The organism is Micromonospora antibiotica, assembly GCF_017599305.1.
GTDB lineage: Bacteria > Actinomycetota > Actinomycetes > Mycobacteriales > Micromonosporaceae > Micromonospora > Micromonospora antibiotica.
The window spans coordinates 64820-85821 of record NZ_JAGFWR010000013.1 but is presented as its reverse complement, the minus strand read 5'-3'; the positions used below and the strand labels follow the sequence as shown (position 1 = coordinate 85821).

Here is a 21002-nt window from a genome sequence, read left to right as displayed (position 1 = left end):
GTCGATGGTCTCTATTCCCGCAAAGTGAGGGATCGTCCCGTCAGCACAGCCGTCACCGGCCACCCAGCCGTTGCCACAGAAAGCGCCAGGTCAACGCCGACAGGAATGCCCGCTGCTCGTTGTTGCTCGCCGCGCCGTGCCCGCCCTCGACGTTCTCGTAGTACGCCACGTCGTGACCGTGCTCGCGCAGCAGGGCCGCCATCTTCCGGGCGTGCCCCGGGTGCACCCGGTCGTCGCGGGTCGAGGTGACGAACAGGACCGGCGGGTACGTCACCCCGGGCCGCACATTGTGGTACGGCGAATAGTCCCGCAGGTAGGCCCAGTCGGCCGGGTCGTCCGGATCGCCGTACTCGGCCATCCAGGAGGCCCCGGCGAGCAGCAGGTGGTAGCGGCGCATGTCCAGCAGCGGCACGTTCGCCACCACCGCACCGACCAGCGTCGGGTAGCGGGTCAGCATGGCCCCCATCAACAGGCCGCCGTTGCTGCCGCCCTCGATGCCGAGCTGCTCCGGGGTGGTGATCCCCCGGGCCACCAGGTCGGCGGCGACGGCGGCGAAGTCCTCGTACGCCCGGGGGCGGTTCCCGCGCAGCGCCGCCCGGTGCCACTGCGGGCCGTACTCCCCGCCGCCGCGGATGTTGGCCACCACGTAGCTGCCACCCCGGGCCAGCCAGGCCCGGCCGACGACCCCGTCGTAGTGGGGCGTCAGCGAGATCTCGAACCCGCCGTACCCGGTGAGCAGGGTGGGCCCGGCGGACGCCGTCGGGTCGCCGACCACGGAGTAGGGCACCCGGGTCCCGTCGGCGGAGGTGGCGAAGAACTGGCGCACGGCCAGGCCGGTGGCGTCGAAGAACGCCGGCTCCTGCTTGAGGGTCTCGACCGGGCCGCCGATCCGCCCCAGCCGCAGCGTCGCCGGCCGCAGGTGGCCGGTCGAGGCGATCAGGTAGTCGTCGCCACGGTCCGGGTCGGTGTCCACGATCCAGGTGTCGTCGTCGGCCGACACCCCGGCCAGCGGCTCCCGCCGCCACCGGACCCCACCGGCTGCCGCCCCCGGACCGTCGCCGGACCCCGGAGCGCCGAACGACCCCGGCCCGCCGGGAGCCGGCGGGACATCGCGGGCCGGCGGGTCGTCGGGGGTCAGCACCTCCAGCCGCCGGCGTACGTCGACCAGGGTGGCCAGGATCAGGTGGTGCCGGGTCCACACGTGGTAGCTCAGCGCCGTCCGCTCGTCGGGTTCGAACAGCACGGTGAGCTGGCGGTCCCCGGCGAGGAAGTCGTCGAACCGGGCCACCAGCAGCGCCCCGGCGGGGTGGGTGACCCCGGCGACCTCCCACGGCGAGCGCGGCCGGACCAGCAGCCACTGCCGGTGCACGTCCCACCGGGCGTCGTCGGGCACCGGGACCGGGACCTGCCCGCCGTCGGGGGTCAGCAGGAAGCTCCGGGTCCGGTAGAAGTCCAGGCTGCGGCCGACGAAGTCACGCTCGAATCCGGGCGTCGGGTCGTGCGAGGCGTACGCGGAGACGTCATCGGCCTGCCCCTCGTACACGATCTCGGCCTCGGCCAGCGGGGTGCCCCGCCGCCACCGGCGGATCACCCTCGGGTAGCCGGAGGTGGTCAACGAGCCGGGGCCGAGGTCGGTCCCGACGTAGATCCGGTCGGCATCGATCCAGGTGACGTCGCTCTTGGCCTCGTCGAGGGTGAACCCGTCGGTGACGAAAGCGCGGGTGTCCAGGTCGTACTCGCGGACCACCACCGCGTCCTTGCCGCCCCGGGACAGGCTGACCAGGCAACGCCGGTGGCCGGGTTTGAGCACCGTCACCCCACCCCAGACCCAGTTCTCATCCTCGGCGGCGGCCAGCGCGTCGAGGTCGAGCAGGACGTCCCAGGCCGGCTCGGGCAGCCGGTACTGCGCCAGCGTGGTGCGCCGCCACAGCCCCCGGGGGTGCGCCGCGTCCCGCCAGAAGCCGTAGTAGAACCCGTCGCCACGCCAGCCGGGGTACGGGATGCGGTCGTCGGCGTCGAGGACCTGCCGGATCTCCGCCTGCACTTCGGCGAACGTGTCGTCATCGGTCAGCGCCGCGACGGTCGCCGCGTTGCGCTCGCGGACCCAGCCAGCGGCGTCCGCCCCGTCCAGCTCCTCCAGCCAGCGGTACGGGTCGTCACCCTCATCGATCAGCGTCACCCCTGCCACTATTCCCGACCGGTCAACCCGCACCGCCGGCACCGGCCGGCCCACCACCTGGGTCGCCCCGGCCGTACGACGGACTGACCGGTCCGGACGCCGGCACCCCGACGCGACGGCACCCGACGTGACGGCACTTCGACGTAACGGCAGGTGCCGTCCTGGCATGGGCGCGGCGTCGCCGGGTATGAGCGGGACAGGAGGGCGAGCTTCCGGCTTGGCCGGATCGCGGGGGTACCCGTCGGGGTCAACTGGAGCGTCCTGGTCATCTTCGTGCTGATCGCGTGGCTGCTGTCGGCCAACCAGTTCCCCCGCGCGTACCCCGACCGGCCCGGCTGGGCGTACCTGCTGGCGGGGCTCGCGGCGGCGGTGGTCTTCTTCGTCGGCCTCCTGGCCCACGAGGTGTCGCACGCGGTGGTGGCGAAACGCAACGGCCTCCAGGTGGAGGGGATCACGCTGTGGCTGTTCGGCGGCGTCGCCGAGCTGCGCGGCGAGCCCTCCGACCCGGGCGCGGAGCTGCGCATCTCCGGGGTCGGCCCGCTGGTCAGCCTGCTTCTGGGGGTCTTCTTCGGGGCGATCGCGGTGCTGCTGGCGTTGGCCGGGCAGGAGGGGCTGCTGCTCGGCTCGGTGTCCTGGCTGGCCGGGATCAACGTGCTGCTGGCGGTGTTCAACATCCTGCCGGCCGCCCCGCTCGACGGGGGCCGGCTGCTGCGCGCCGCCGTGTGGAAGGCCACCGGTGACCGGGCCCGGGCGTCGGTGGTGGCCGCCCGCGCCGGCTGGGTGCTCGGCGTGCTGCTGATCGGCCTGGGCATCTGGCAGTTCCTGGCCGGCTACGGGGTGGGCGGGCTCTGGTTGGCGCTGATCGGCTGGTTCCTGATCGGCGCGGCCGGGATGGAGGAACGCCAGGCCCGGCTGGGCAGCGCGCTGACCGGTGTCCGGGTCGGTGAGGTGATGACCCCGCAGCCGCAGACCGCCTCGGCGGAGATGACCGTCGCCGACTTCGTCGACCACTATCTGTTCGCCTACCGGCACACGGCGCTGCCGCTGACCGAGGACGGCCGGCCCGTCGGCCTGGTCACCCTGGACCGGGTACGCGGCATCCCGGCCGACCGGCGGGCCGCCACCACCCTGGCCGAGGTCGCCTGCCGGGCCGACGACCTGGTGCTGGCCCGGCCGGAGGAGCAGCTCAACGACCTGCTCCCCCGGCTCAACGAGTGCTCCGACGGCCGTGCCCTGGTGGTGACCGGCGACCAGCTCGTCGGCATCGTCTCCCCCAGCGACATCAGCCGCGCCGTCCAGCGCAGCAGCCTGCGCCCCCACCGTTAGCCGGCGGTGCGCTCCACCGGGATCCACAGCTCGGCGTCGGCGTGGGTGCCGCCGGCCGAGATGCGGACGCTGGAGATCTCCGGCCCCGGCCGGCTCCGGTACGGATTCGACGGGAACCACTGGGTGAACACGTCCCGCCACAGGTACTGCACGGCGGCCGGGAACTCCCCGGAGCTCTCGAAGACCGCCCACGTCCCCGCCGGTACGTCGAGCGCGTCCAGGTCGTCCGGCACGTCCGCGCCGGTCACCGCGCCGTACCAGTAGTCCAGCTCGACGCCCTCGGACCGGTCCTCGCCGAGCAGGTCGCTGACGTTGACGATGCCCGCCGGCTCCTGGTCGGACAGGGCCTCGATGCGGGCCGTCGTCTCCGCCGGGATGCCCTTGACGAACGCCACGATCGCCGGGTTCATCCCCTCGTGCACCAGGGGCACCCGGGCCCGCTGCCCCACCAGCCGGAACGCCGGCTTCTCCACCACCCGATACCGCATGTTGCCACTCCCTTCGACGACGAGCCGGAAGGACAACCGCTGCTGGGAGTGCAACGCGGCCCCCGTGCGCCGCGCCTCACCCGGCCCGATGCCGTGCATCGCGCGGAACGCCCGGGTGAACGCCTCGGTCGAGCCGTACCCGTGGCGGATTGCGACGTCGAGCAACGTCCGCTCCCCCGCCAGCACCTCGGCCGCCGCGACGGTGAGCCGCCGCCGGCGGACGTACTCCGACAGGGGCATCCCGGCCAGCGCCGAGAACATCCGCCGGAAGTGGTACTCCGAGGTGAGCGTGATCCGCGCCAGGTCCGCCACCTCGATCGGTGCGTCGAGGTGCCGCTCCACGTGTGCCAGGGCCTCGTTCAGCCGGTCCAGCATGGGATTCTCCTTCCGCTTTCGTGATCCACGCTAGGCAGCCGGGGGGACGTGGGCCCGACTTCTGTTGCCCGCTGCGGTCGGGTGCCGGGCGAGCCGTCCAGCCGGCGAACCGGTCCGTCAACTCGACTGGACGGATTCCCGTCAATGCGTCCAATACGTTTGACGCACGGCGGGACAGTTGGAATGATCTGCCGTGTGTTCGAGGAACATCCTGATGAGTTGTTCGCTGCGCGACTCAACCACCTGTTCGAGGTCACGCGCCGGCCGGGTGGCCTGCGCTGGGAAAACTCCGAGGTGGGGGCCCGCTGTGGGCTGTCCCGCGCCCAGCTGCACAATCTGCGCAATCCCAAGCAGGGCGGCAACCGCAGTCGCGGCCCGACCTGGGAGACCATAAATGCGCTCGCGTCGTTCTTCGAGGTCGAACCGAACTACTTCTTCCTGCCCGCCGCCAGCACACCGCAGAGCGACCTGGGTCGCCGGATGGCCGATCTCGGGGTGCAGCACGTGGCGATGAACACTGTCGGCGAGGACCTCGCCCAGGTTAAGGCCACCGTCATTGCCGTACTGGCCCACATTCAACGGATCGAGGATCAGCTCGGCGGTCACGTGGTGACCGGGGAAGCCGACGGCGTCGACGGGGAACGATGGACCACCGAGCAGCGCGACTGATCGCCGGGCTGACCCTGCCCACCCCCTGGGACCTCACCGCCCTCGTCGGGCAGATCGCCAGGCAGCGGGACCGCCCCGTCCATCTCCTGGCCGTCGAGATGCACGGCGGCGTCCTGCACGGCCTGTGGGTCGCCACGCCACGGGCCGACTACATCGCCTATCCGGCCCGCAGCGGCCCGTTCAAGCAGACCGCGATCGTGTTGCACGAGGTCGCACACATGTGGCTCGGGCACCCCTCGCGGGACCTCGCCGAGCTCGACGGACGGGTCAGCCACCGCCCCTACGACCAACGGCACGAGTTCGAGGCCGACGAGTTCGCCGAGACGATCCTCCGGCGCGCGGCATCACCCCCGGCACCGCCACCCATGGAACCGGACGACGTACTCCGCGTCATCGACACCTTCGGAACGGGCACCCCCACCGATGATCTTCACCATCCTCGTGGCCTCCGTGGCGCTGTGCGCCGCCGGGTACACCGCCTTCACCCTGCTCGGTGGTCGTGAGCATGGCCCCGCACGCGCCTGGATGGGCGGCAGTCTCTTCTGCCTCGCCCTCGCCCTCGCCACCGTCGCCCCCGGCATAAACGACGCTGTCGACGGCCTGGTCGGGGTTCCCCACGTCAGCCGGCTCATCGCCCACGTCCTCACGGTGTGGGCGGCCATCGCGGTGTCATGCATGCTCGTGTACTGGACGCGTAGCCCCGAATCCACCCGACGGGCCGTCCGGCGGCGGCTGCTCCTCGCCGGCTCGGCGACGGTCGCCCTCGCGGCGTTGTTCCTGATCGCCCGGACACCCGCCGCGCCGGGCGACTGGTTCGCGACCTACCACCGACGGCCGCCGGTCATGATCTACATGACGCTGTTCGGCGGGATCCTCACCTACGCCCTGATCGACCTGGCCCGCCTGTCGCTGCGCTACGCCACCCGCGTCACCACCCGACCGGTCACCCGCGTCGGTCTGCGCATGTTCGCCGCCGGTGGGCTGATCAGCCTCGGCTACTCGGTCACGATCGTGGCGGTGGCCATCGCCGGGCAGTTCGGCATCGACGTCGGCACCGCCTGGACGTACGTCACCATGACCAGTCAACTGACCGGCATCGGGCTCATCGCTGCCGGCTCCGCTGTGCCCGGCACCACCGCAGCGGCCTCGGCCGCCCTGCGTCGGGCCCACGACGCACACCAGTGCGAGCGGATGGAGCTGCTCTGGCGGGCGATCGTCCAGGCCCACCCGGCCATCCCCCGACGGCAGCCCCACCCCACGCACTGGTGGGGACGCGGGCTCGCCTGGACGACCAGTTGGCTGGGTGACGGGCGCAGCCTGTCCCGCCGGGTCCTGGAGATCCGCGACGGCTACCTCCAGCTCACCCCGTGGTTCGACGGCGCGGTGCGGGACCGCGCGCTGCAACTCGGCCAACGGGCCGGTATGACCGGAAGTGACCTGATGGCGACCGTGGAGGCCACGGTCGTCGTGGTCGCCCTCGACGCCAAGGCCGCCGGGGACGATCCGGTCGACACCGGCCGGGTCGAGGCCGGGGGGACAGATCTCACCAGCGAGGTGGTCTGGCTGGGCCGGGTGTCGCAGGCCCTGGCACGATCCCCGGTCGTGGTGAGCGTCCGCGCCGAGCAGGCCCACGCCCGCGCCGCCCCCGCCAACGGATCTCCCGCACCGTCCACCACGTCAGAATGAGATAGGGCAGCACGTGACCGAACACGCCACCACCGGCGGCACCCGCACCTCGACGCGGATCGCCCAGGCCATCACCGAGGTACTCCAGCCCGCCGTGTGGGCGGCTGCCATGCCCGTCGTCGTGGCGGTGCTCGCCGCCCGGACCGTCCCCGCCGGCCTCGGTTGGGGAGCGCTCGCGGCGCTGTTCACCGCCGTCGTGCCGTTCGGGGCGATCCTCTACGCCAAGCGCACCGGCCGGGTCACCGACCATCACATCAGCCGCCGGGAGCAGCGCAGAGGAGTGCTGCTCGTGGGTATCGCATCGGTCGCCGTGGGTCTGGCCCTGTTCGTGGCCCTGGGCGCTCCCCGGCCGCTGATCGCCGTGATCGCCGTGATGCTGGCCGTGCTGGCCGGCACCACCGCTGTCAACCAGGTGTGGAAGATGAGCGCCCACACGGCCGTCTCCGCCGGTGCGTGCACCGTCCTGGTCCTGTTGGTCGGGCCGGCGCTGGCCGTCGGGGTGCTCGTCGTGGCGCTGATCGGTTGGTCCCGGGTGCATCTCGGTGCGCACACCGTCGCCCAGGTGCTCGCCGGCGCGGTCTCAGGGACGGTGCTCGCGGCGGGGTTCTACCTGGCTGTCGTCTGAGCGACACGTCGACAGGTGGCGCGCTGTCCGGGGTGTAGGAGTGTCCCGTGCCGCGACGGGGGTGGGTGCGGGACACTCCCACACCCCGGACAGACCCGCCACCCGCAGCACCGGGGCGTCGGCCCCGACAGCCGACCCCGTCAGTCGCGCGGGAAGTAGCGGTCCAGCAGCGGGGTGCGGAACACCCCGGCCGGGTCCAGCTCGGTGAGCAGGGCGGCGAAGTCGGCGTACCGGGGGAAGGTGGCGGCGACCACGGCCGGGTCGAGGGTGAAGACCTTGCCCCAGTGCGGCCGGGGGTCGAACGGGGCCAGCCGGGCCTCGATCTCGGCCAGCACCGGCTGCACCGCCGCCGCGTCGTCGACCCAGGTGAAGTGCACGGCCAGCGTGTCGCGCCCCTGGTTGGGGCTGAGCCACAGCTCGTCGGCGGCGACGGTGCGCAGCTCACAGATCTGCAACACGGGGGCGATCCGGTCCCGCATCTCGTGCAGGGCGGCAAGCGCCTCCGCCCCCGCCGACCGGGGCAGGTGGTATTCGGACTGGATCTCGTCGCCGCTGCTCGGCATGAAACCGAGCCGGAAGTGCGGCAGCCGCTCGTGCCACGGGCCGGGCTCGCCGAACTGCGGGGTGCAGCTGACCGGATCCATGCCGGGCACCGGGTGCGCCGGCCGGTCGGCCGGGGTGGTGCCGAGCCAGTCCGGCTCCGGCGGCGGGGCGTCGGAGAGCTGCTTGCGCCAGACCTGGTCGATGTCCGTCGACCGCCAGGTGGTGAACCCGCTGACGCTGTACGCCGAGGCGAGCGCCGCGTCCAGGGCAGCGACGGGCAGGCCCTCACGGACGTACTGGCGGACGGTGAAGGTGGGCAGCACGTCCAGGGTGACCCGGGTGACCACACCCAGCGCGCCGAGCGACACCACCATGCCGGCGAACCGGTCGCCGGCGGACCGGTCGACGGTGAGCACCTCCCCGTCGGCGGTGACCAGTTCGAGGCCGGCCACGGCGGCGGCCAGGTTGCGGTTACCGTCGCCGGAACCGTGGGTGCCGGTGGCGACCGCACCGGCCACCGAGATGTGCGGCAGCGAGGCGAGGTTGGCCAGGGCCAGCCCCTGCTCGTGCAGCCGGGTCGCCACGTCCCCGTAACGCAGCCCGGCGGCCACGGTCACGGTGCCGCGTTCCCGGTCGACCTCGACGGTGGGCGGCAACCCGGCCAGCGAGACCAGGTCGCCGGTGGTGTCGCCGATCCGGTTGAACGAGTGGCCGCTGCCGACCGCCCGCACCCGGTCGCTGCCGGCGACCAGCCGACGCAGCTCGTCGAGGGTGGTGGGCCGGTGGAAGGCGCGGGCGGCGTAGTGCACGTTGCCGGCCCAGTTGTGCCGGGGCACCCCGCTCACGCGTCGCCGCCCTCGGTCAGCGCCGCGTGCAGATCGTCCAACGCATCGTCGACCTGCCTGACGTCGTAGCCGCGCAGGGCGACCGGCAGGCCCTGCGCCCTGGCGGCGGCCACCTCGTCGCGGACCGCCCGGCACCGCGCCGGGTCGTCCGAGTCCAGTGCCGCCCGGGCGTGTCCCACCAGTGTGTCGACCACGTCGGAACTGTACCCGCGCAGTCCGACGCTGAACTCGGCACCGGAACGGACCGCGACGTCGCGGTCGTCGCGGAACCGGTCGCCGGCGTACCGGGCCAGGGCCGCCGCGATCTCGTCGGGGTTCTCCCGCACCTGACCCAGGTCGAGCAGTTCGGTCGCCGGCCGACCGTCGACCCGGGCGTCGGGCGGCAACCCCACACCCTCGACGGGTACGCCGAGCAGCCGCACCCCGCCGGTGCCGGGTGCCGGGCGGTCCAGCACGACCAGGGCCAGCTCGGCCCAGCGGAGCTGCCGGCGCAGGCCCCGTCGGCGTACGGTCAGGCCGTCGGCGTCGATGACGAACCGGAACGGTCGCAGGCTGTTGGCCAGCCCCACCCCGCCCAGCGCGACGCCCCCGAGGGCGGTGGTCGTCCGCAGCGGCCCGCCGCCGGTGGCCAGCAGCACCGTCCCGGCCAGTACGCACACCGCCGCCAGCACCTGCCGGCCCCGTTCCCGGTGCAGCTCCACGTCGTCTCCCCGTCGATGAGCGCGGTCCCGGTGCATCATCCGGCACGGTTGTCGACGGCGTCCACGGGGAACCATGGCGCGATGAGCAGCTACCGCGACCCGATCCTGCACGGCGACGTCTACCCGTCTGAGGAGGAGATCGACCCGACCGGGGTCGGCCTGGAGCCGGCGAGCGCCCCGCCGTCGGCGTACCCGCAGCGCGGTGTGCCGACGCCCGCGCCGCAGCCCCCGCCGACGCCCCCGGTGGCGGCGACCGGGGCGCACTCGATCGTCACCCACCACCTGGACGGGTCGACGCAGGTGGTGACGGACCTGGACGGGGACGGGATCGCCGACGTGGTCCAGTTCGACCTGGACGGGGACGGCATCGCGGACATCACCTACCTGGACAGCGACCGGGACGGCCGGTTGGACACCGTGGTACGCGAGCCGGGTGGCCGCCGCCACCGCTGACCACCCGCCGGTCCCCGCCTCCGGCCGGCCGGCCCCGGACTCCCGCCTGCCTGCGGTGGGTGGCCGCCGGGGTCAGAGCTGGGGCATCACCTCGGCGGCGACCAGTTCCAACTGGTCCAGGTCGGCCAGGTCGAGCACCTGGAGGTAGATCCGCTCGCTGCCGGCCTCGGCGTAGCGGCCGATCGTGTCGACCACCTCGGCGGGGGTGCCGGCGACCCCGTTCTGCCGCAGCTCGGCCGGTTCCCGACCGATGACGGCGGCCCGACGGGCCACCTCGGCGTCGTCCCGGCCGCAGCAGAGCACCAGCGCGTTGGACCAGCGCAGGGTGCCCGGGTCGCGGCCGGCCTCGGCGCAGGCCGCGCGGACCCGGCCGAACTGGGCCACCGTCTCGTCGACCGAGACGAAGGGCAGGTTGAACTCGTCGGCGTACCGGGCGGCCAGGCGCGGGGTGCGCTTGGGGCCCTTGCCGCCGAGCAGGATCGGCGGGCGGGGCTGCTGCACCGGTTTGGGCAGCGCCGGGGAGTTGACGACCGGGTAGTGCTTCCCGGCGTGGTCGAACCGCTCACCGGCCGGGGTCGCCCACAGCCCGGTGATGACGGCGAGCTGCTCCTCCAGCCGGTCGAAGCGCTCCCCCACCGACGGGAACGGGATGCCGTAGGCGGTGTGCTCCTCGGCGAACCAGCCGGCGCCGATGCCCAGCTCGACCCGGCCGCCGCTCATCTGGTCGACCTGGGCGACGGTGATCGCCAGCGGGCCGGGCAGCCGGAAGGTGGCCGCCGTGACCAGCGTGCCGAGCCGGATCCGGGAGGTGTCCCGGGCCAGCCCGGCCAGGGTGGTCCAGGCGTCGGTGGGGCCGGGCTCGCCGGTGGACGACCCCATCGCCACGTAGTGGTCGGAACGGAAGAACGCGCCGTAGCCGGCGTCCTCGGCGGCGCGGGCCACCGTGAGCAGTTGGTCGTAGGTGGCGCCCTGCTGGGGCTCGGTGAAGATCCGCAGTTCCATTCCCCGAGCATAGGGAGCCGGGCGGGCACCCGCTCGGGCCCCGCCTCAGCCGAACGGCCTGGTCGCGTACGCGGCACGCAGGGCGGCCAGGCCCGGCTGCTTCGGTGTCAGGGTGCCCCAGCCGGAGTTGAAGTAGTTCGCCCGCACGATCCGAGGCCCCCGCTCCGCGTTGAGCCGGGCCAGAGCCGCCGGCACGGTGGCGATCCAGGCCGCCTGGTCGGGGAAGGCGGACACCTGCACCCCCCACTCGGCGACGATCACCGGTCGGGACAGCGCCACCGGCCCGAGGTCGGCCACCGCCCAGTCCCGCGTCCGGCGGAACCTCCCCAGCGCCGTGTGGGCCGGGTCGGTCGCGTAGACGTTCCACTGGAGGAAATCCAACCGGGACATCAACGCCTCCGGATGGGTACGCCGGAAGGCCGTCCGGTCGAAGCCGCCCGCGCCGACCGAGAAGGTGGTCCCGGCGGGCAGACCCCGGGCCCGCAACCAGTCCACCACGTAGGTCAACGCCTGCACCGCACGGGCGTCCGACTCGGCCCAGGTGTACGACACCCCCGCCTCGGTGGTGCCGAACTCGTGGTCGGTGTCCAACTCCGAGGCGAGTTGCAGGTTCACCGGGAACCCCAGCGTCCGGTACTGCGACAGGGCTCGGGCGAGCAGCCCGTCGCACTGACCGGCGAGCACCTGCCCGTACCCGTACGCCCGGGGCCAGGTGGTGCCGGGGCGCTGCTGGATGGTCATCGCCGGTGCCGGCACCGTCCAGGTCACCCCGTCGACGGTGAACGTCTGCGCGCCGGGGTTGCCGGTGCCGTAGTGCTTCAGCTCCAGCACCATGTTCGGCGCGACCCCGGCCCGCCCGAGGTCAGCCAGCCAGGTCATGCCGTAACCGGGGAAGACGTACCCGTCGGCGAGGCTGCGGTACTGGGTCAGCGAGCGGAAGTTCCCGCCCACCAGGTCCGCCGTCGGGTCGGCGTTGCCGGCGAGGTAGTAGCCGCCCCACACCGGCGGGGCGACGGCGTAGTCGGCCGTCACGCTGGCGGTGCGTCCGCCGTTGTCGCGCACCGTCACGGTGACCCGGGGCATCAGGCCACCGCCCGGTAGACGGCGGTCGTCCCGGTGTCTGAGACCTTCACCCAGGCCCGGCCGGAGTCGTCGGCGACGCCGACGGTGAGCGGGTCGATGACGGCGGTGACCCGCACCGGGGCGCTGCTGTTGCCCTGCGGGTCGGTCAGCACGATGGTGAGGGTCACCGGTCGGGTGTCCGGGTCGGCGTAACCGACGGTGAGGGTGATCGGGTCACCCGGGGAGTAGGTCGACGCGTCGAGGCTGGCGGTCACGGTGGGAGCGGCCATCGCGGCCCCTCCTTCCTGGCTCGTCCGGTCGGACGCGGGCGACGGTCACGGCACGCTCCGACCGGCGGTGGGGACGTCGTTGTCCGGGACCGGGGACGGCGGCCAGCGGGGCGCTGTGGTCACCCGACCGGCCGGACGGGTGGGCCGCGCCTCCCCGGCCACACCCCCATTCACCTGCGTAAACAATGCCTCTTGCCGCCCCCGGGCGTCCTGTCGGCTATCCGCCACCGGGTCGGCGGTCAGGGCGACGGTCGGCGGGACGGCGGCGGGGGCGGGGCGGGGGCGCGGCGGGCGCGGCGACGGTCAGCGGGCGCGGGCGGCGGTCAGCGGGCGCGGCGGCGGACGAGCCGGCTGCCGAGACTGACCAGGGTGCTGCCGACGCCGGTGCCGAGCAGCACCAGCACCGCCCCCACCACCCACAGCCCCGAGTCGTCGGTGGCCGCCGCGTGCCCCGACCAGCAGGCCGTGAACGCCACCGTCATCACCGGCACGACCAGCACCGGGCTGAGCAGCCACCCGGCGACGGCGGCGACCACGACCAGGGTGAGCACCGCGCCGACGACCTGCCAGACCGCGTACGGGCCGCTGGTCGCGCCGGTCCGCGGGTCCGTCGAGTAGCCGCTCTCCCACCCCAGCCAGGCCACCCAGGTGCCGATCGTCGCGGCCGCGAGGAGCACACCGCCGAGCAGGGTACGGGTACGCGTCATCTGCACGCCCCGATCATCGTCCGCCGGCTGGGTCACCGGATGAGCACCCGTACTCACGATCACCGTCACACCACCCATCGCAGCGACAACTGCCCTGGTCGGGGCCCGTGTGGCGCGGGTTGACCCGATCAGCGAGACTCGGTCGGACCACCCCCGGGGGCCGTCCCCCCGGACCCCGGCGAACGGTTGGAGCCCATGGCACACCCCTACCTGTTCTGGCTGGCCGGCGCGGTGCTGCTGGTGGCCGCGGGCGTGGTGACCACCCTGCTGCCCCACCGTCGGGCCCGCTCCGAGCAGCGGCGGACCGCCTGGTCGGTCGCGCGGGCGGCGATCGACAGCGCGGCCGTCAGCCGGGACGCCGCGCCGGACCGGGTGCCCGAGGCGGAACGGTTGCTGACCCGCGCCGAGTCGCTCGCCCGCGGCGGGGTGGACGCGGCGCGGGCGGCGGCCGAACACGCCCGGCAGGCCGACCGGTTGTGGCGGGGACAGCGATGAGCGCCCGCGGATACCGCCGCCTGGCCGAGCCGTTGCGCTGGGCGGTGCTCGGGGTCGCCGTGCTCGTGCTGGTGGTCTTCCTGCTCGCCCAGCGGCAACAGGGCATCGACGTCAGCTACGGCCGGTCACCGGCGTCGACGGCCGGGGTCGCCACGGACAGCGCCGGCACCGCCGACCGGGCCACCGTGCCGTCGGTGGACGAGATGACCGCGCTGGTCGCCGCCGCGCCGGTGGTACGCCTACCGGGGGCGGTGGCGTACTGGAACGAGCAGCGGGTCCGGGAGGTGGCCGGCGACACCCGGATCCTGGTCGCCCCACCCGGCCTCGACAAAGATGAACGCGAGCGGGTCCGGGACGTGGAGAACGCCACGATCCGGGTGATCGGTACCGAGGTCAGCGGCGGTTTCTACCAGGCCAGCTCCGACACGCTGCCCGCCTGGCGGGCGCAGTTCGCCACCGGGGACGTGACCGACCTGCTGATCGCCCTGATCACCGCGCTGCGCAAGGAGTCCACCCCGGCCGACCGGGACGAGTTGCGCTGGCGCGAGCCGAGCGGGCCGGAGCTGACCGCCGTCCTGACCGACCTGCGGGCGACCGGTAGGCACGTCGCGCCCGGCGCGACCCTCACCGACGTGCCCGAGACCGCCGCCCGCAACGCCTTTCCCGACGGCGCCTGGTACGTCGCGCTGCCCGTGCAGCGCTACGGCGAACCCCTGCCCCGGTACGGCCCCGCCCTGAGCGCCCAGTTCCCCGACCAGCCGATCGTGGTGATGTACGGGCTCTGGATCGAATACCACGGGCCCGGCGCGGCGGACTTCGCGGAGCTGGCCGGGGCGAGCTTCTACGGCCAGTTCGCCAGCGTGCTCAGCCGCTCCGACTATCCGCAGCGCAACGTGCTGGGCGTCTACCTCAACCGGGTCACCGACCTGCGCTACGCGGGCCTGTTCGAGCGGCCGTTGCCCTACCGGCCGGCCGATCCGCTGCGGGTGGCGCTGCCGGCGCTGCCGTGGCTCTTCGCGGGCTGCGTGGCGGCGTTCCTGATCCTGTCGGCCCGGTCGCTGCGCCGCCCCGACCGGGGGCTGGGCCGCCGACGGGACACCGCCCCGGTCCGGCTGGCCGGGTTGACCGCGCTGGCCGTCGAGGTGTCCCTGCTGACCGACGCCCGCAGCAACCCGGCACTGACCCGGGGCATCGTCGCGCTCCAGGCCGCCCGGTCGGCGTGGGAGGAGAAGCTGCCCGCCCGGCACGTCCGTACGCTGCTCGACGAGGCGACGGCCGAGTTGGACGACACCGCCCGCCAGGTCGGCATCGCCAGTTACCGCCCGGACAACTACCTGCGAGGCCGGCTGTCATGACCCGTTCCGACTCCCGGCGGACCGGTGCCGGCCCCTCCCGGCGGCAGCGCGCCGATCCGTCCCGGCGGACCGGTGCCGGTGCCTCCCGGCGGCAGCGGGTCGTCGGCCTGCTCGGTACCCCGTTCGGCCTGGCCGTGCTGGCCTGCCTGGCGCTGGCCGGCTGGGCGGTGTGGAGCGGCGGGGCGCTGGACGGGCCGGTCGCCCGGCAGGTGCGCACCACGTCGTTCTATGCCGACCCGGGGCTCGACGTGGACCGGGCCGCGGCGGAACGGATCATCGGCAACCGCCGGCTGGTGGTGATCCTGCGCTCCCCCGGGGCCGACCTGCGCGACACCTGCAAGCAGGTGCACCGGGCCGCCGACGGCACCGTCGTGCTGGTGCTCAGCCGCGACGGCGACGACTACGACACCTACGGCTGCGCCCTGGTGCCCGGATACGACAAGAAGAACCTGGGCAAGGCCGCCGCCGCAGAAATGATCATCGGCCGGGGCATCGACACCTTCGCCGACCGCCCGCTGGAGGCGGTGAAGGTCATCGCCGTCAACTACGACCGGCTGGTCAAGGCCGGCACCGTACCCGACGGGGCCCGCACGATCAGCCCGTCGCTGCCCCGGTTCCTACTCGCCGCCGCGGCGGTGACCGGGGTCGTCGCCGGAGCATCGCTGCTCTACCTCGGCGGCCGGCGGGCCGGGCGGCTGGCGGCGGCCCGGCGGGTCCGCCGCGACGGGCTCACCGACAGCCGCAGCGCGCTCAGCGCCGCCACCGCCGGGCTCGCCCAGCAGATCATCGACCTCGACCCGCAGTACGCCCTGCTGTACGGGCGTCAGGGCGACGACAGCGGCTTCGCCCGACGCTACCGGCAGTTGACCTCCGACCATGCCGCCCTGCTCGACCGGTTGGCGACCCTGGACGACACCGACGAGGCAGCCGTCGGGAAGCTGACCGCCCACGTCGAGTCGCTGAGCCGCCGGGCGCAGGCGCTCGCCGACAAACAACCGGAGCGACACGACGCGCAGCCGGAGAAGAGCTAGCTCCTGCCGGTTCCGTCGCGCGGTCGGGTGTCCGAAGCACGACTGACCGGGGACAGCTATGGCGCTGGCGGTGAACCGCTTCGTAGTGTGTTCGGGTTCGTCCGATGGCCGCCCGGGGAGGATGAGGACCGCTGAGTTCCACCCGATCCGCTCCCCCTCCGGAGAGGGTCGTCGCGGTCCGCGCCGGTGACCGGCCATGAGTCTCGTCCGTCAACTCGCCGCGTTGCCCACGGATCGCGTCGTGCAGATTCCGGGGGTGCCCACCGGCACCGTCGCGGCAACCGTCACCGGGGAACCGGTCGGCTCGGCCGCCGTCGTGCTGCAACCCGGCCCGACCCGTACCGCCGGTTCCTTCGTCCAAGCCGTCCTCGACGAGCTGGAACGGGTGGCGGTGGGGCTGCTGCCGGGGTGGCTCCCCGAGGTCGCCGACCTCCCCCGCGCCGACCCGTACGGCCTGGCCGCCGCCCGGGCCGCCGCGGTCGCCCGGGCGCGGGGCTCCGCGCACTCCGCCGCGTTCCTGGCGCACCTGGCCACCGTGGCGTTGTCCGGCCGACGACCACCGGTCGACCCGTTCCCCCCGGAGATCCGGTGTCCGGGGCTGACCCGGGTGGTGGCGCAGGGGTTCGGACGCCCCCGGGCGAATCTGCTGATCGAGGTGCCCGCCGGCCTCGACCCGGCCGGCGAGCAGGCCGTCGTGGCGGGCGCGGAGTGGCTGTGTCACCACGGCCGGGTCGGCGTGTGGTTGGCCGGCGCACCCTTACGGCACGAGGACCGGGTGGTCACCGTCCCGCTCACCCCGGCGGCGGACGAACACCCCGCGGCGGTGCCGACGACACCCCCGCAGGTCGTCGGACGCCCCCACCCCGGCAGCCCGACCGAGGCGCTGCTGGAGGCCGCCCTGGCCGGCCAGAGCTGGTCGGCGGGCCGGGTCTGGAACCGGTACCACCAGCCGCACCCCCTCTCACCCGCGGTCTGCCTGGACCTGCTCTGGCCCGATGAGCGGTGTGTCGTCGAGATCGACGGCCCGGAGCACTGCCGGCCGGACCGGTTCGAGGCGGACCGGCAACGCGACGTGCGGTTGCAGCTGGACGGTTACGCCGTCCTGCGCTTCACCAATGCCCGAATCAACCACGACGTCGGGGCGGTGGTGCACCAGATCGGCACCCTGATCCGGGCCCGGCGACGTGACCTGGCGGAAGGAAGATCCCATGGCCGGCGACGACCTCACCCCCTCTGAGGCCGCGATCCTGTTCGTGTTGATGGCGGAGGCCCGGGAGGTGCCCAACACCGAGTTGCGCAACCGGTACGGCGTCGACGTGCGCAAGTCCTACCGGGACAAGCTCAACCGCCTCGGCTTCGTCGACAGCCGCCGGGAGGGCAACACCTTCCTGCACCAGCTCGCCGACAAGGGTTGGGTCCGGGTGCAGGAGGATCTGCCCTTCCAGTCGGCGCAGGGCCGCATCCTCGGCGGGGCGCTGACGGCGTTGCAGGTCAACCTGCGGGACCGGGTCATGGTCCGCAGCGACTACCGCTCGTTCGGTGAGCTGTTCGCGCTGACCGACGTACGGGCCGGTACGGCGGAACCGGACCTGCGGCGCACCCTGGGTCTGCGCGTCCGGCACGCGTACACGGCGCTGGCCGCCGAGCCGGGGGCCTGGGTCAGCCTGACCCGGCTGCGGCCGTTCTTCGGCGACGTCGACCCCGCCGACCTCGACGAGGCGCTGCGGGACCTGGAGCGCGAGCCGGACGTGGACATCGTCCCGGAATCCAACCAGAAGGCGCTCACCTCGGCGGACGTGGCGGCGGCCCTGCGGCTGGGCGGCCAGGACAAGCACCTGCTGGCGATCGGGGTGGGATGACCGTGGCGGAGCACGCGGCCCTGGCGGCGCTCAGGCTCGACTGGGCGCCGGTGCCCGACGACGTCTGGCGGCCCTCGCCGTTCCATGTGGAGGGTCTGCACACCGCCGTGGCCCGCGACGTCCTCGCCGGGGTGGCCGACGCCCGGGACAGCGCCGACAGCAGCCCGATCGGGTTGGTGCTGCAGGGTCAGCGTGGCTCGGGCAAGACCCACCTGCTGGGCTGGATCCGCCAGCAGGTGCAGCAGCAGGGCGGCTACTTCTTCCTGGTCGGGCTGCTCGACGCGCACGGCTTCTGGGACAGTGTGCTCGCCTGCATGCTCGACGGGCTGTCCCGCCCGGTGCCCGACGCCGAGAGCCAGCTCCGGCTGCTGCTGCGCCGGCTCTCCTCGATGGTCGGGGCGCCCCGCTCGGCCCGCCGGGCGGTGATGGGTGACACCGAACTGACCCGGCCGGCCCTGGACGCGTTCGTCGACGGGCTCGTCGGGTACGCCCCGCACGTGGCGCGCGCCTGCCGGGAGACGGCCCGGGCGCTCGCGCTGAGCGCCTCGGAGGACGGCACCCACCGCGACATCGCGGAGAACTACTTCACCTCCGGTGAGGAGGGGGAGCCGGGCGAGCGTGGCGCCTGGGGCATGCGACGGGCACCCCGCAACGCGCAGCAGATCGTCCAGGAGATCTCCTGGCTGCTGGCCCTCACCGGCCCGTCCGTGATCGCCGTCGACCAGATCGACACCCTGATCGCGCAGTCCGTGGCCGCCGGTGACGTCCTGCGCCACCGGTCGGGCGGGCAGGACGACCCGGAGCAGGCCGCCGTGCACGCCCGGATCGCCGACGGCCTGATGTCACTGCGCCAGCTCACCCGCCGCACGCTCACCCTGGTGGCCTGCCTGCCGACCTCGTGGACGATCATCACGAGCCGGACGGTGGACACGGTGAGCGACCGGTTCCGGGTGGCACCCCGGCTCACCACCATCCACGACGCCACCCTGGCCCGGCAGATCGTCGAGCGGCGGTTCGCCGCCCGGTTCGCCGAGCGCGGCTTCGTACCCCCGTATCCGTCGTGGCCGGTGCGGCCCGAAGCCTTCGCGCAGGCCGCGCAGATGACACCCCGGCAGTTGCTGATCGACATCGACCGGCACGTCCGGGCCTGCGTCGCCGCCGGTGAGGTGCGGGAGCTGACCCGGCTCGGTGCCACGGCGGAACCGCGACCCCACCGCCCGCGCCTGTCCCCCGTGGGGGACCTGGAGCGCTTCGACACCAGGTTCGCCCAGCTCAGGAGCGAGGTCGACGTGTCCGGCCCGCTGACCCGTGACAGCGAGGACAGCACGGTCCCCGCCCTGCTCGCGGCGGGCCTGACCGCCTGGGTGATGGAGCGCGGCGAGGGTGGTGGATCGTTCAGCGTGGATCCGCCGCCGAGCGCCCAGCCGCCGCTGCACGCCCGGCTCCGGCTCACCCTCGACGAGGCCACCGAGGACCAGGTCCACTGGTGTTTCCGGGCGATCAGCGAGGAGCACCATGCGATCGCCGCGCTCACCCGGCTCCGCAAGGCGTGCACGGTGGCGGGGCTCGACGCCCGGGTGACCCGCCGCAAGCTCTTCCTGCTCCGCAACGGCGCCTGGTCGGGCGGGGCCAAGACCCGGCAGGCGATCGCGGCCTTCACCCGGGCCGGCGGGACGATCCTCCCGTTGGACCCCGAGGATCTCCGCATCCTGGGGGCCCTGCGGGTCATGCTCGCCGAGTCACCCGTCGACCTGCGGGGTTGGCTGACCGCCCGTCGGCCGACCCGGAACGTCACCGTGTTGCGACAGGCCCTGGGCTCCGTGGCCGACTGGCTCCCCGACCCTCCCGGTGGCGACGCAACCGATGCGGCGGTACGACCGCACCGCACCGAACCGGAACGCACCGCACCGGTCGCCGCCGGACCGGTCGAGACGACGGCGGCCGACCTGGCACCGGCCGACCTGGCACCGGCCGAGACGGCACCGGCGGGGGCGGGTGCCGTGGGGGCGGGTGACGGGCGCTCCGGGGCGGGGCGGGGTGATCCGCCGCCGGCCGACGGTGGGCAGGCCGGTCCGCACCTCATCGTGGGGTACGACCACCGCACCGGTGCACCCGTGCCGCTCTCCCTCGAAGCCCTCCGCAAGCACACCACCCTCTTCGCCGGCTCCGGGTCCGGCAAGACGGTGCTGATCCGGCGGATCCTGGAGGAGTGTGCCCTCGCCGGGGTCTCCGCCATCGTCCTCGACCCCAACAACGACCTGGCCCGGCTCGGTGACGGGTGGCCGGAGCCACCGCCGCAGTGGCGTGCCGGGGACGCGGAGAAGGCCGATGCGTACCTCGCCGGGACCGACGTACTGGTGTGGACGCCGCGCCGGTCGTCGGGACGTCCGCTGAGCTTCCAGCCGCTACCGGACTTCCGCGGTGTGCGCGACGACCCCGACGAGTTCCACGAGGCCGTCGAGGCGGCGGTCGCCGCGCTGGCGCCCCGTGCCCAGCTGACCGGTCGTACCAACAAGGTCCACCTGGGGCTCGCCGTGCTGCGTAAGGCCGTCGAGCACTACGGCCGGCGCGGCGGCAGCCGGGTGCAGGGCCTGATCGACACTCTCGCCGACCTGCCGGACGGGCTGCTGGACATCGACGGGGCGGACAAGATCGGGGTGGGGATCGCGCAGTCGCTGGCGGCGGCGATGGTCAACGATCCGCTGTTCGGTGGCGAGGGCAGCCCGATGGACCCGGGGCTGCTGTTGACCCCCGAGCCGGGTCGGCGGGCGCGGATCTCCGTCATCAGCCTGGTCGGCCTGCAATCCGACGAGGCCCGGCAGGGCTTCGTCAACCAGTTGCAGATGGCGCTGTTCGCCTGGATCAAGCAGCATCCGGCGAACGACCGGCCGCTGCTCGGGCTGCTGGTGATGGACGAGGCGCAGACGTTCGCCCCGTCCGGCGCGATGACCGCGTGCACCCAGAGCACGCTGGCGCTGGCGGCCCAGGCCCGCAAGTACGGCCTGGGCCTGATCTTCGCCACCCAGTCCCCCAAGGGGCTGCACAACCGCATCCCGGGCAACGCGGCGACCCAGCTCTATGGCCGGCTGAACAGCCCGATCCAGCTGGAGGCGGCCCGGGAGATGGCGAAGGCGAAGGGCGGCGACGTCGCCGACATCTCCCGCCTCGGCACCGGTGAGTTCTACCTCGCCGCCGAGGGTGCCGCGCCGGTGAAGATCCGTACCCCGCTGTCGCTCAGCCACCATCCGCGCAGCCCGCTCACCGCCGAGGAGGTGCTGGAACGGGCCCGCCGCCGGTGAGCCGACGGCCGC

At 73.7% G+C, this 21002-nt stretch carries 20 protein-coding genes; 12 read left to right on the top strand and 8 right to left on the bottom strand.

Features of this window, described 5'->3' with window-relative positions:
* Positions 1–52: 52 nt before the first annotated feature.
* The gene (locus JQN83_RS21170) at positions 53–2179 is read right to left on the bottom strand and encodes a prolyl oligopeptidase family serine peptidase (protein WP_307799514.1); all 2127 of its coding nucleotides are present in this window, start codon (positions 2177–2179) and stop codon (positions 53–55) included.
* Positions 2180–2332: 153 nt separating this feature from the next.
* On the opposite strand from JQN83_RS21170, the gene JQN83_RS21165 reads away from it, so the two are divergent.
* On the top strand, positions 2333–3505 hold the full coding sequence (locus tag JQN83_RS21165; protein WP_208568878.1) for a site-2 protease family protein: 1173 nt from the start codon (positions 2333–2335) through the stop codon (positions 3503–3505).
* Here the strand turns inward: JQN83_RS21165 and JQN83_RS21160 are convergent.
* Positions 3502–4368 carry an AraC family transcriptional regulator gene (locus JQN83_RS21160; RefSeq protein WP_208568877.1) on the bottom strand — a complete coding sequence of 289 codons (867 nt, stop codon included), beginning with the start codon at positions 4366–4368 and terminating at the stop codon, positions 3502–3504. The two genes, JQN83_RS21165 and JQN83_RS21160, sit on opposite strands and share 4 nt — an antisense overlap.
* A gap of 195 nt (positions 4369–4563) precedes the next feature.
* On the opposite strand from JQN83_RS21160, the gene JQN83_RS21155 reads away from it, so the two are divergent.
* The 4 genes from JQN83_RS21155 to JQN83_RS21140 are packed head-to-tail and all read left to right on the top strand — an operon-like array spanning position 4564 to position 7348.
* Positions 4564–5037: a helix-turn-helix domain-containing protein gene (locus JQN83_RS21155; protein ID WP_208568876.1), complete on the top strand. Its 474-nt coding sequence runs from the start codon at positions 4564–4566 to the stop codon at positions 5035–5037.
* A complete protein-coding gene (locus tag JQN83_RS21150; protein WP_208568875.1) occupies positions 5013–5540 on the top strand; it encodes a M48 family metalloprotease in 528 nt (175 codons plus the stop codon). The genes JQN83_RS21155 and JQN83_RS21150 overlap by 25 nt, the downstream gene beginning before the upstream one ends.
* The gene (locus JQN83_RS21145) at positions 5461–6723 is read left to right on the top strand and encodes an MAB_1171c family putative transporter (protein WP_208568874.1); all 1263 of its coding nucleotides are present in this window, start codon (positions 5461–5463) and stop codon (positions 6721–6723) included. The genes JQN83_RS21150 and JQN83_RS21145 overlap by 80 nt, the downstream gene beginning before the upstream one ends.
* A 13-nt stretch (positions 6724–6736) precedes the next feature.
* Positions 6737–7348 (top strand): phosphatase PAP2 family protein, encoded by a 612-nt coding sequence (locus tag JQN83_RS21140; RefSeq protein WP_307799512.1) that lies wholly within the window; start codon positions 6737–6739, stop codon positions 7346–7348.
* A gap of 140 nt (positions 7349–7488) precedes the next feature.
* Here the strand turns inward: JQN83_RS21140 and JQN83_RS21135 are convergent, their stop codons facing one another.
* Together JQN83_RS21135 and JQN83_RS21130 are read right to left on the bottom strand one after the other, a co-directional pair.
* Positions 7489–8727: an FAD-binding protein gene (locus tag JQN83_RS21135; RefSeq protein ID WP_208568947.1), complete on the bottom strand. Its 1239-nt coding sequence runs from the start codon at positions 8725–8727 to the stop codon at positions 7489–7491.
* Positions 8728–8732: 5 nt separating this feature from the next.
* On the bottom strand, positions 8733–9437 hold the full coding sequence (locus JQN83_RS21130; protein ID WP_208568873.1) for a hypothetical protein: 705 nt from the start codon (positions 9435–9437) through the stop codon (positions 8733–8735).
* Positions 9438–9518: 81 nt separating this feature from the next.
* On the opposite strand from JQN83_RS21130, the gene JQN83_RS21125 reads away from it, so the two are divergent.
* Complete coding sequence (locus JQN83_RS21125; RefSeq protein ID WP_208568872.1) at positions 9519–9890, top strand: hypothetical protein; 372 nt, start codon at positions 9519–9521, stop codon at positions 9888–9890.
* A 72-nt stretch (positions 9891–9962) separates the two neighbouring features.
* Here the strand turns inward: JQN83_RS21125 and JQN83_RS21120 are convergent, their stop codons facing one another.
* The 4 genes from JQN83_RS21120 to JQN83_RS21105 form a co-directional block, all read right to left on the bottom strand.
* Positions 9963–10892 (bottom strand): LLM class F420-dependent oxidoreductase, encoded by a 930-nt coding sequence (locus JQN83_RS21120; protein WP_208568871.1) that lies wholly within the window; start codon positions 10890–10892, stop codon positions 9963–9965.
* A 45-nt stretch (positions 10893–10937) separates the two neighbouring features.
* On the bottom strand, positions 10938–11975 hold the full coding sequence (locus tag JQN83_RS21115) for a hypothetical protein (protein WP_208568870.1): 1038 nt from the start codon (positions 11973–11975) through the stop codon (positions 10938–10940).
* Complete coding sequence (locus tag JQN83_RS21110; protein ID WP_208568869.1) at positions 11975–12244, bottom strand: hypothetical protein; 270 nt, start codon at positions 12242–12244, stop codon at positions 11975–11977. Before JQN83_RS21110 ends, JQN83_RS21115 begins: the two co-directional genes overlap by 1 nt.
* 323 nt (positions 12245–12567) lie before the next feature.
* Positions 12568–12951 carry a hypothetical protein gene (locus JQN83_RS21105; RefSeq protein ID WP_208568946.1) on the bottom strand — a complete coding sequence of 128 codons (384 nt, stop codon included), beginning with the start codon at positions 12949–12951 and terminating at the stop codon, positions 12568–12570.
* Between the two features lie 195 nt (positions 12952–13146).
* On the opposite strand from JQN83_RS21105, the gene JQN83_RS21100 reads away from it, so the two are divergent.
* From JQN83_RS21100 to JQN83_RS21075, 6 genes are all read left to right on the top strand, one after another.
* Positions 13147–13446 (top strand): DUF6403 family protein, encoded by a 300-nt coding sequence (locus JQN83_RS21100; protein WP_208568868.1) that lies wholly within the window; start codon positions 13147–13149, stop codon positions 13444–13446.
* The gene (locus tag JQN83_RS21095; protein WP_208568867.1) at positions 13443–14801 is read left to right on the top strand and encodes a hypothetical protein; all 1359 of its coding nucleotides are present in this window, start codon (positions 13443–13445) and stop codon (positions 14799–14801) included. The genes JQN83_RS21100 and JQN83_RS21095 overlap by 4 nt, the downstream gene beginning before the upstream one ends.
* Positions 14798–15832, top strand: coding sequence for a hypothetical protein (locus JQN83_RS21090; RefSeq protein WP_244252908.1), 1035 nt, complete (start codon positions 14798–14800; stop codon positions 15830–15832). Before JQN83_RS21095 ends, JQN83_RS21090 begins: the two co-directional genes overlap by 4 nt.
* A gap of 196 nt (positions 15833–16028) precedes the next feature.
* On the top strand, positions 16029–17069 hold the full coding sequence (locus tag JQN83_RS21085) for an endonuclease domain-containing protein (protein ID WP_208568866.1): 1041 nt from the start codon (positions 16029–16031) through the stop codon (positions 17067–17069).
* Positions 17041–17691, top strand: a complete 651-nt coding sequence (locus JQN83_RS21080; RefSeq protein WP_208568865.1) for a hypothetical protein — start codon at positions 17041–17043, stop codon at positions 17689–17691. Before JQN83_RS21085 ends, JQN83_RS21080 begins: the two co-directional genes overlap by 29 nt.
* Positions 17688–20990: an ATP-binding protein gene (locus JQN83_RS21075; protein WP_208568864.1), complete on the top strand. Its 3303-nt coding sequence runs from the start codon at positions 17688–17690 to the stop codon at positions 20988–20990. The genes JQN83_RS21080 and JQN83_RS21075 overlap by 4 nt, the downstream gene beginning before the upstream one ends.
* The last annotated feature ends 12 nt before the right edge of the window (positions 20991–21002 follow it).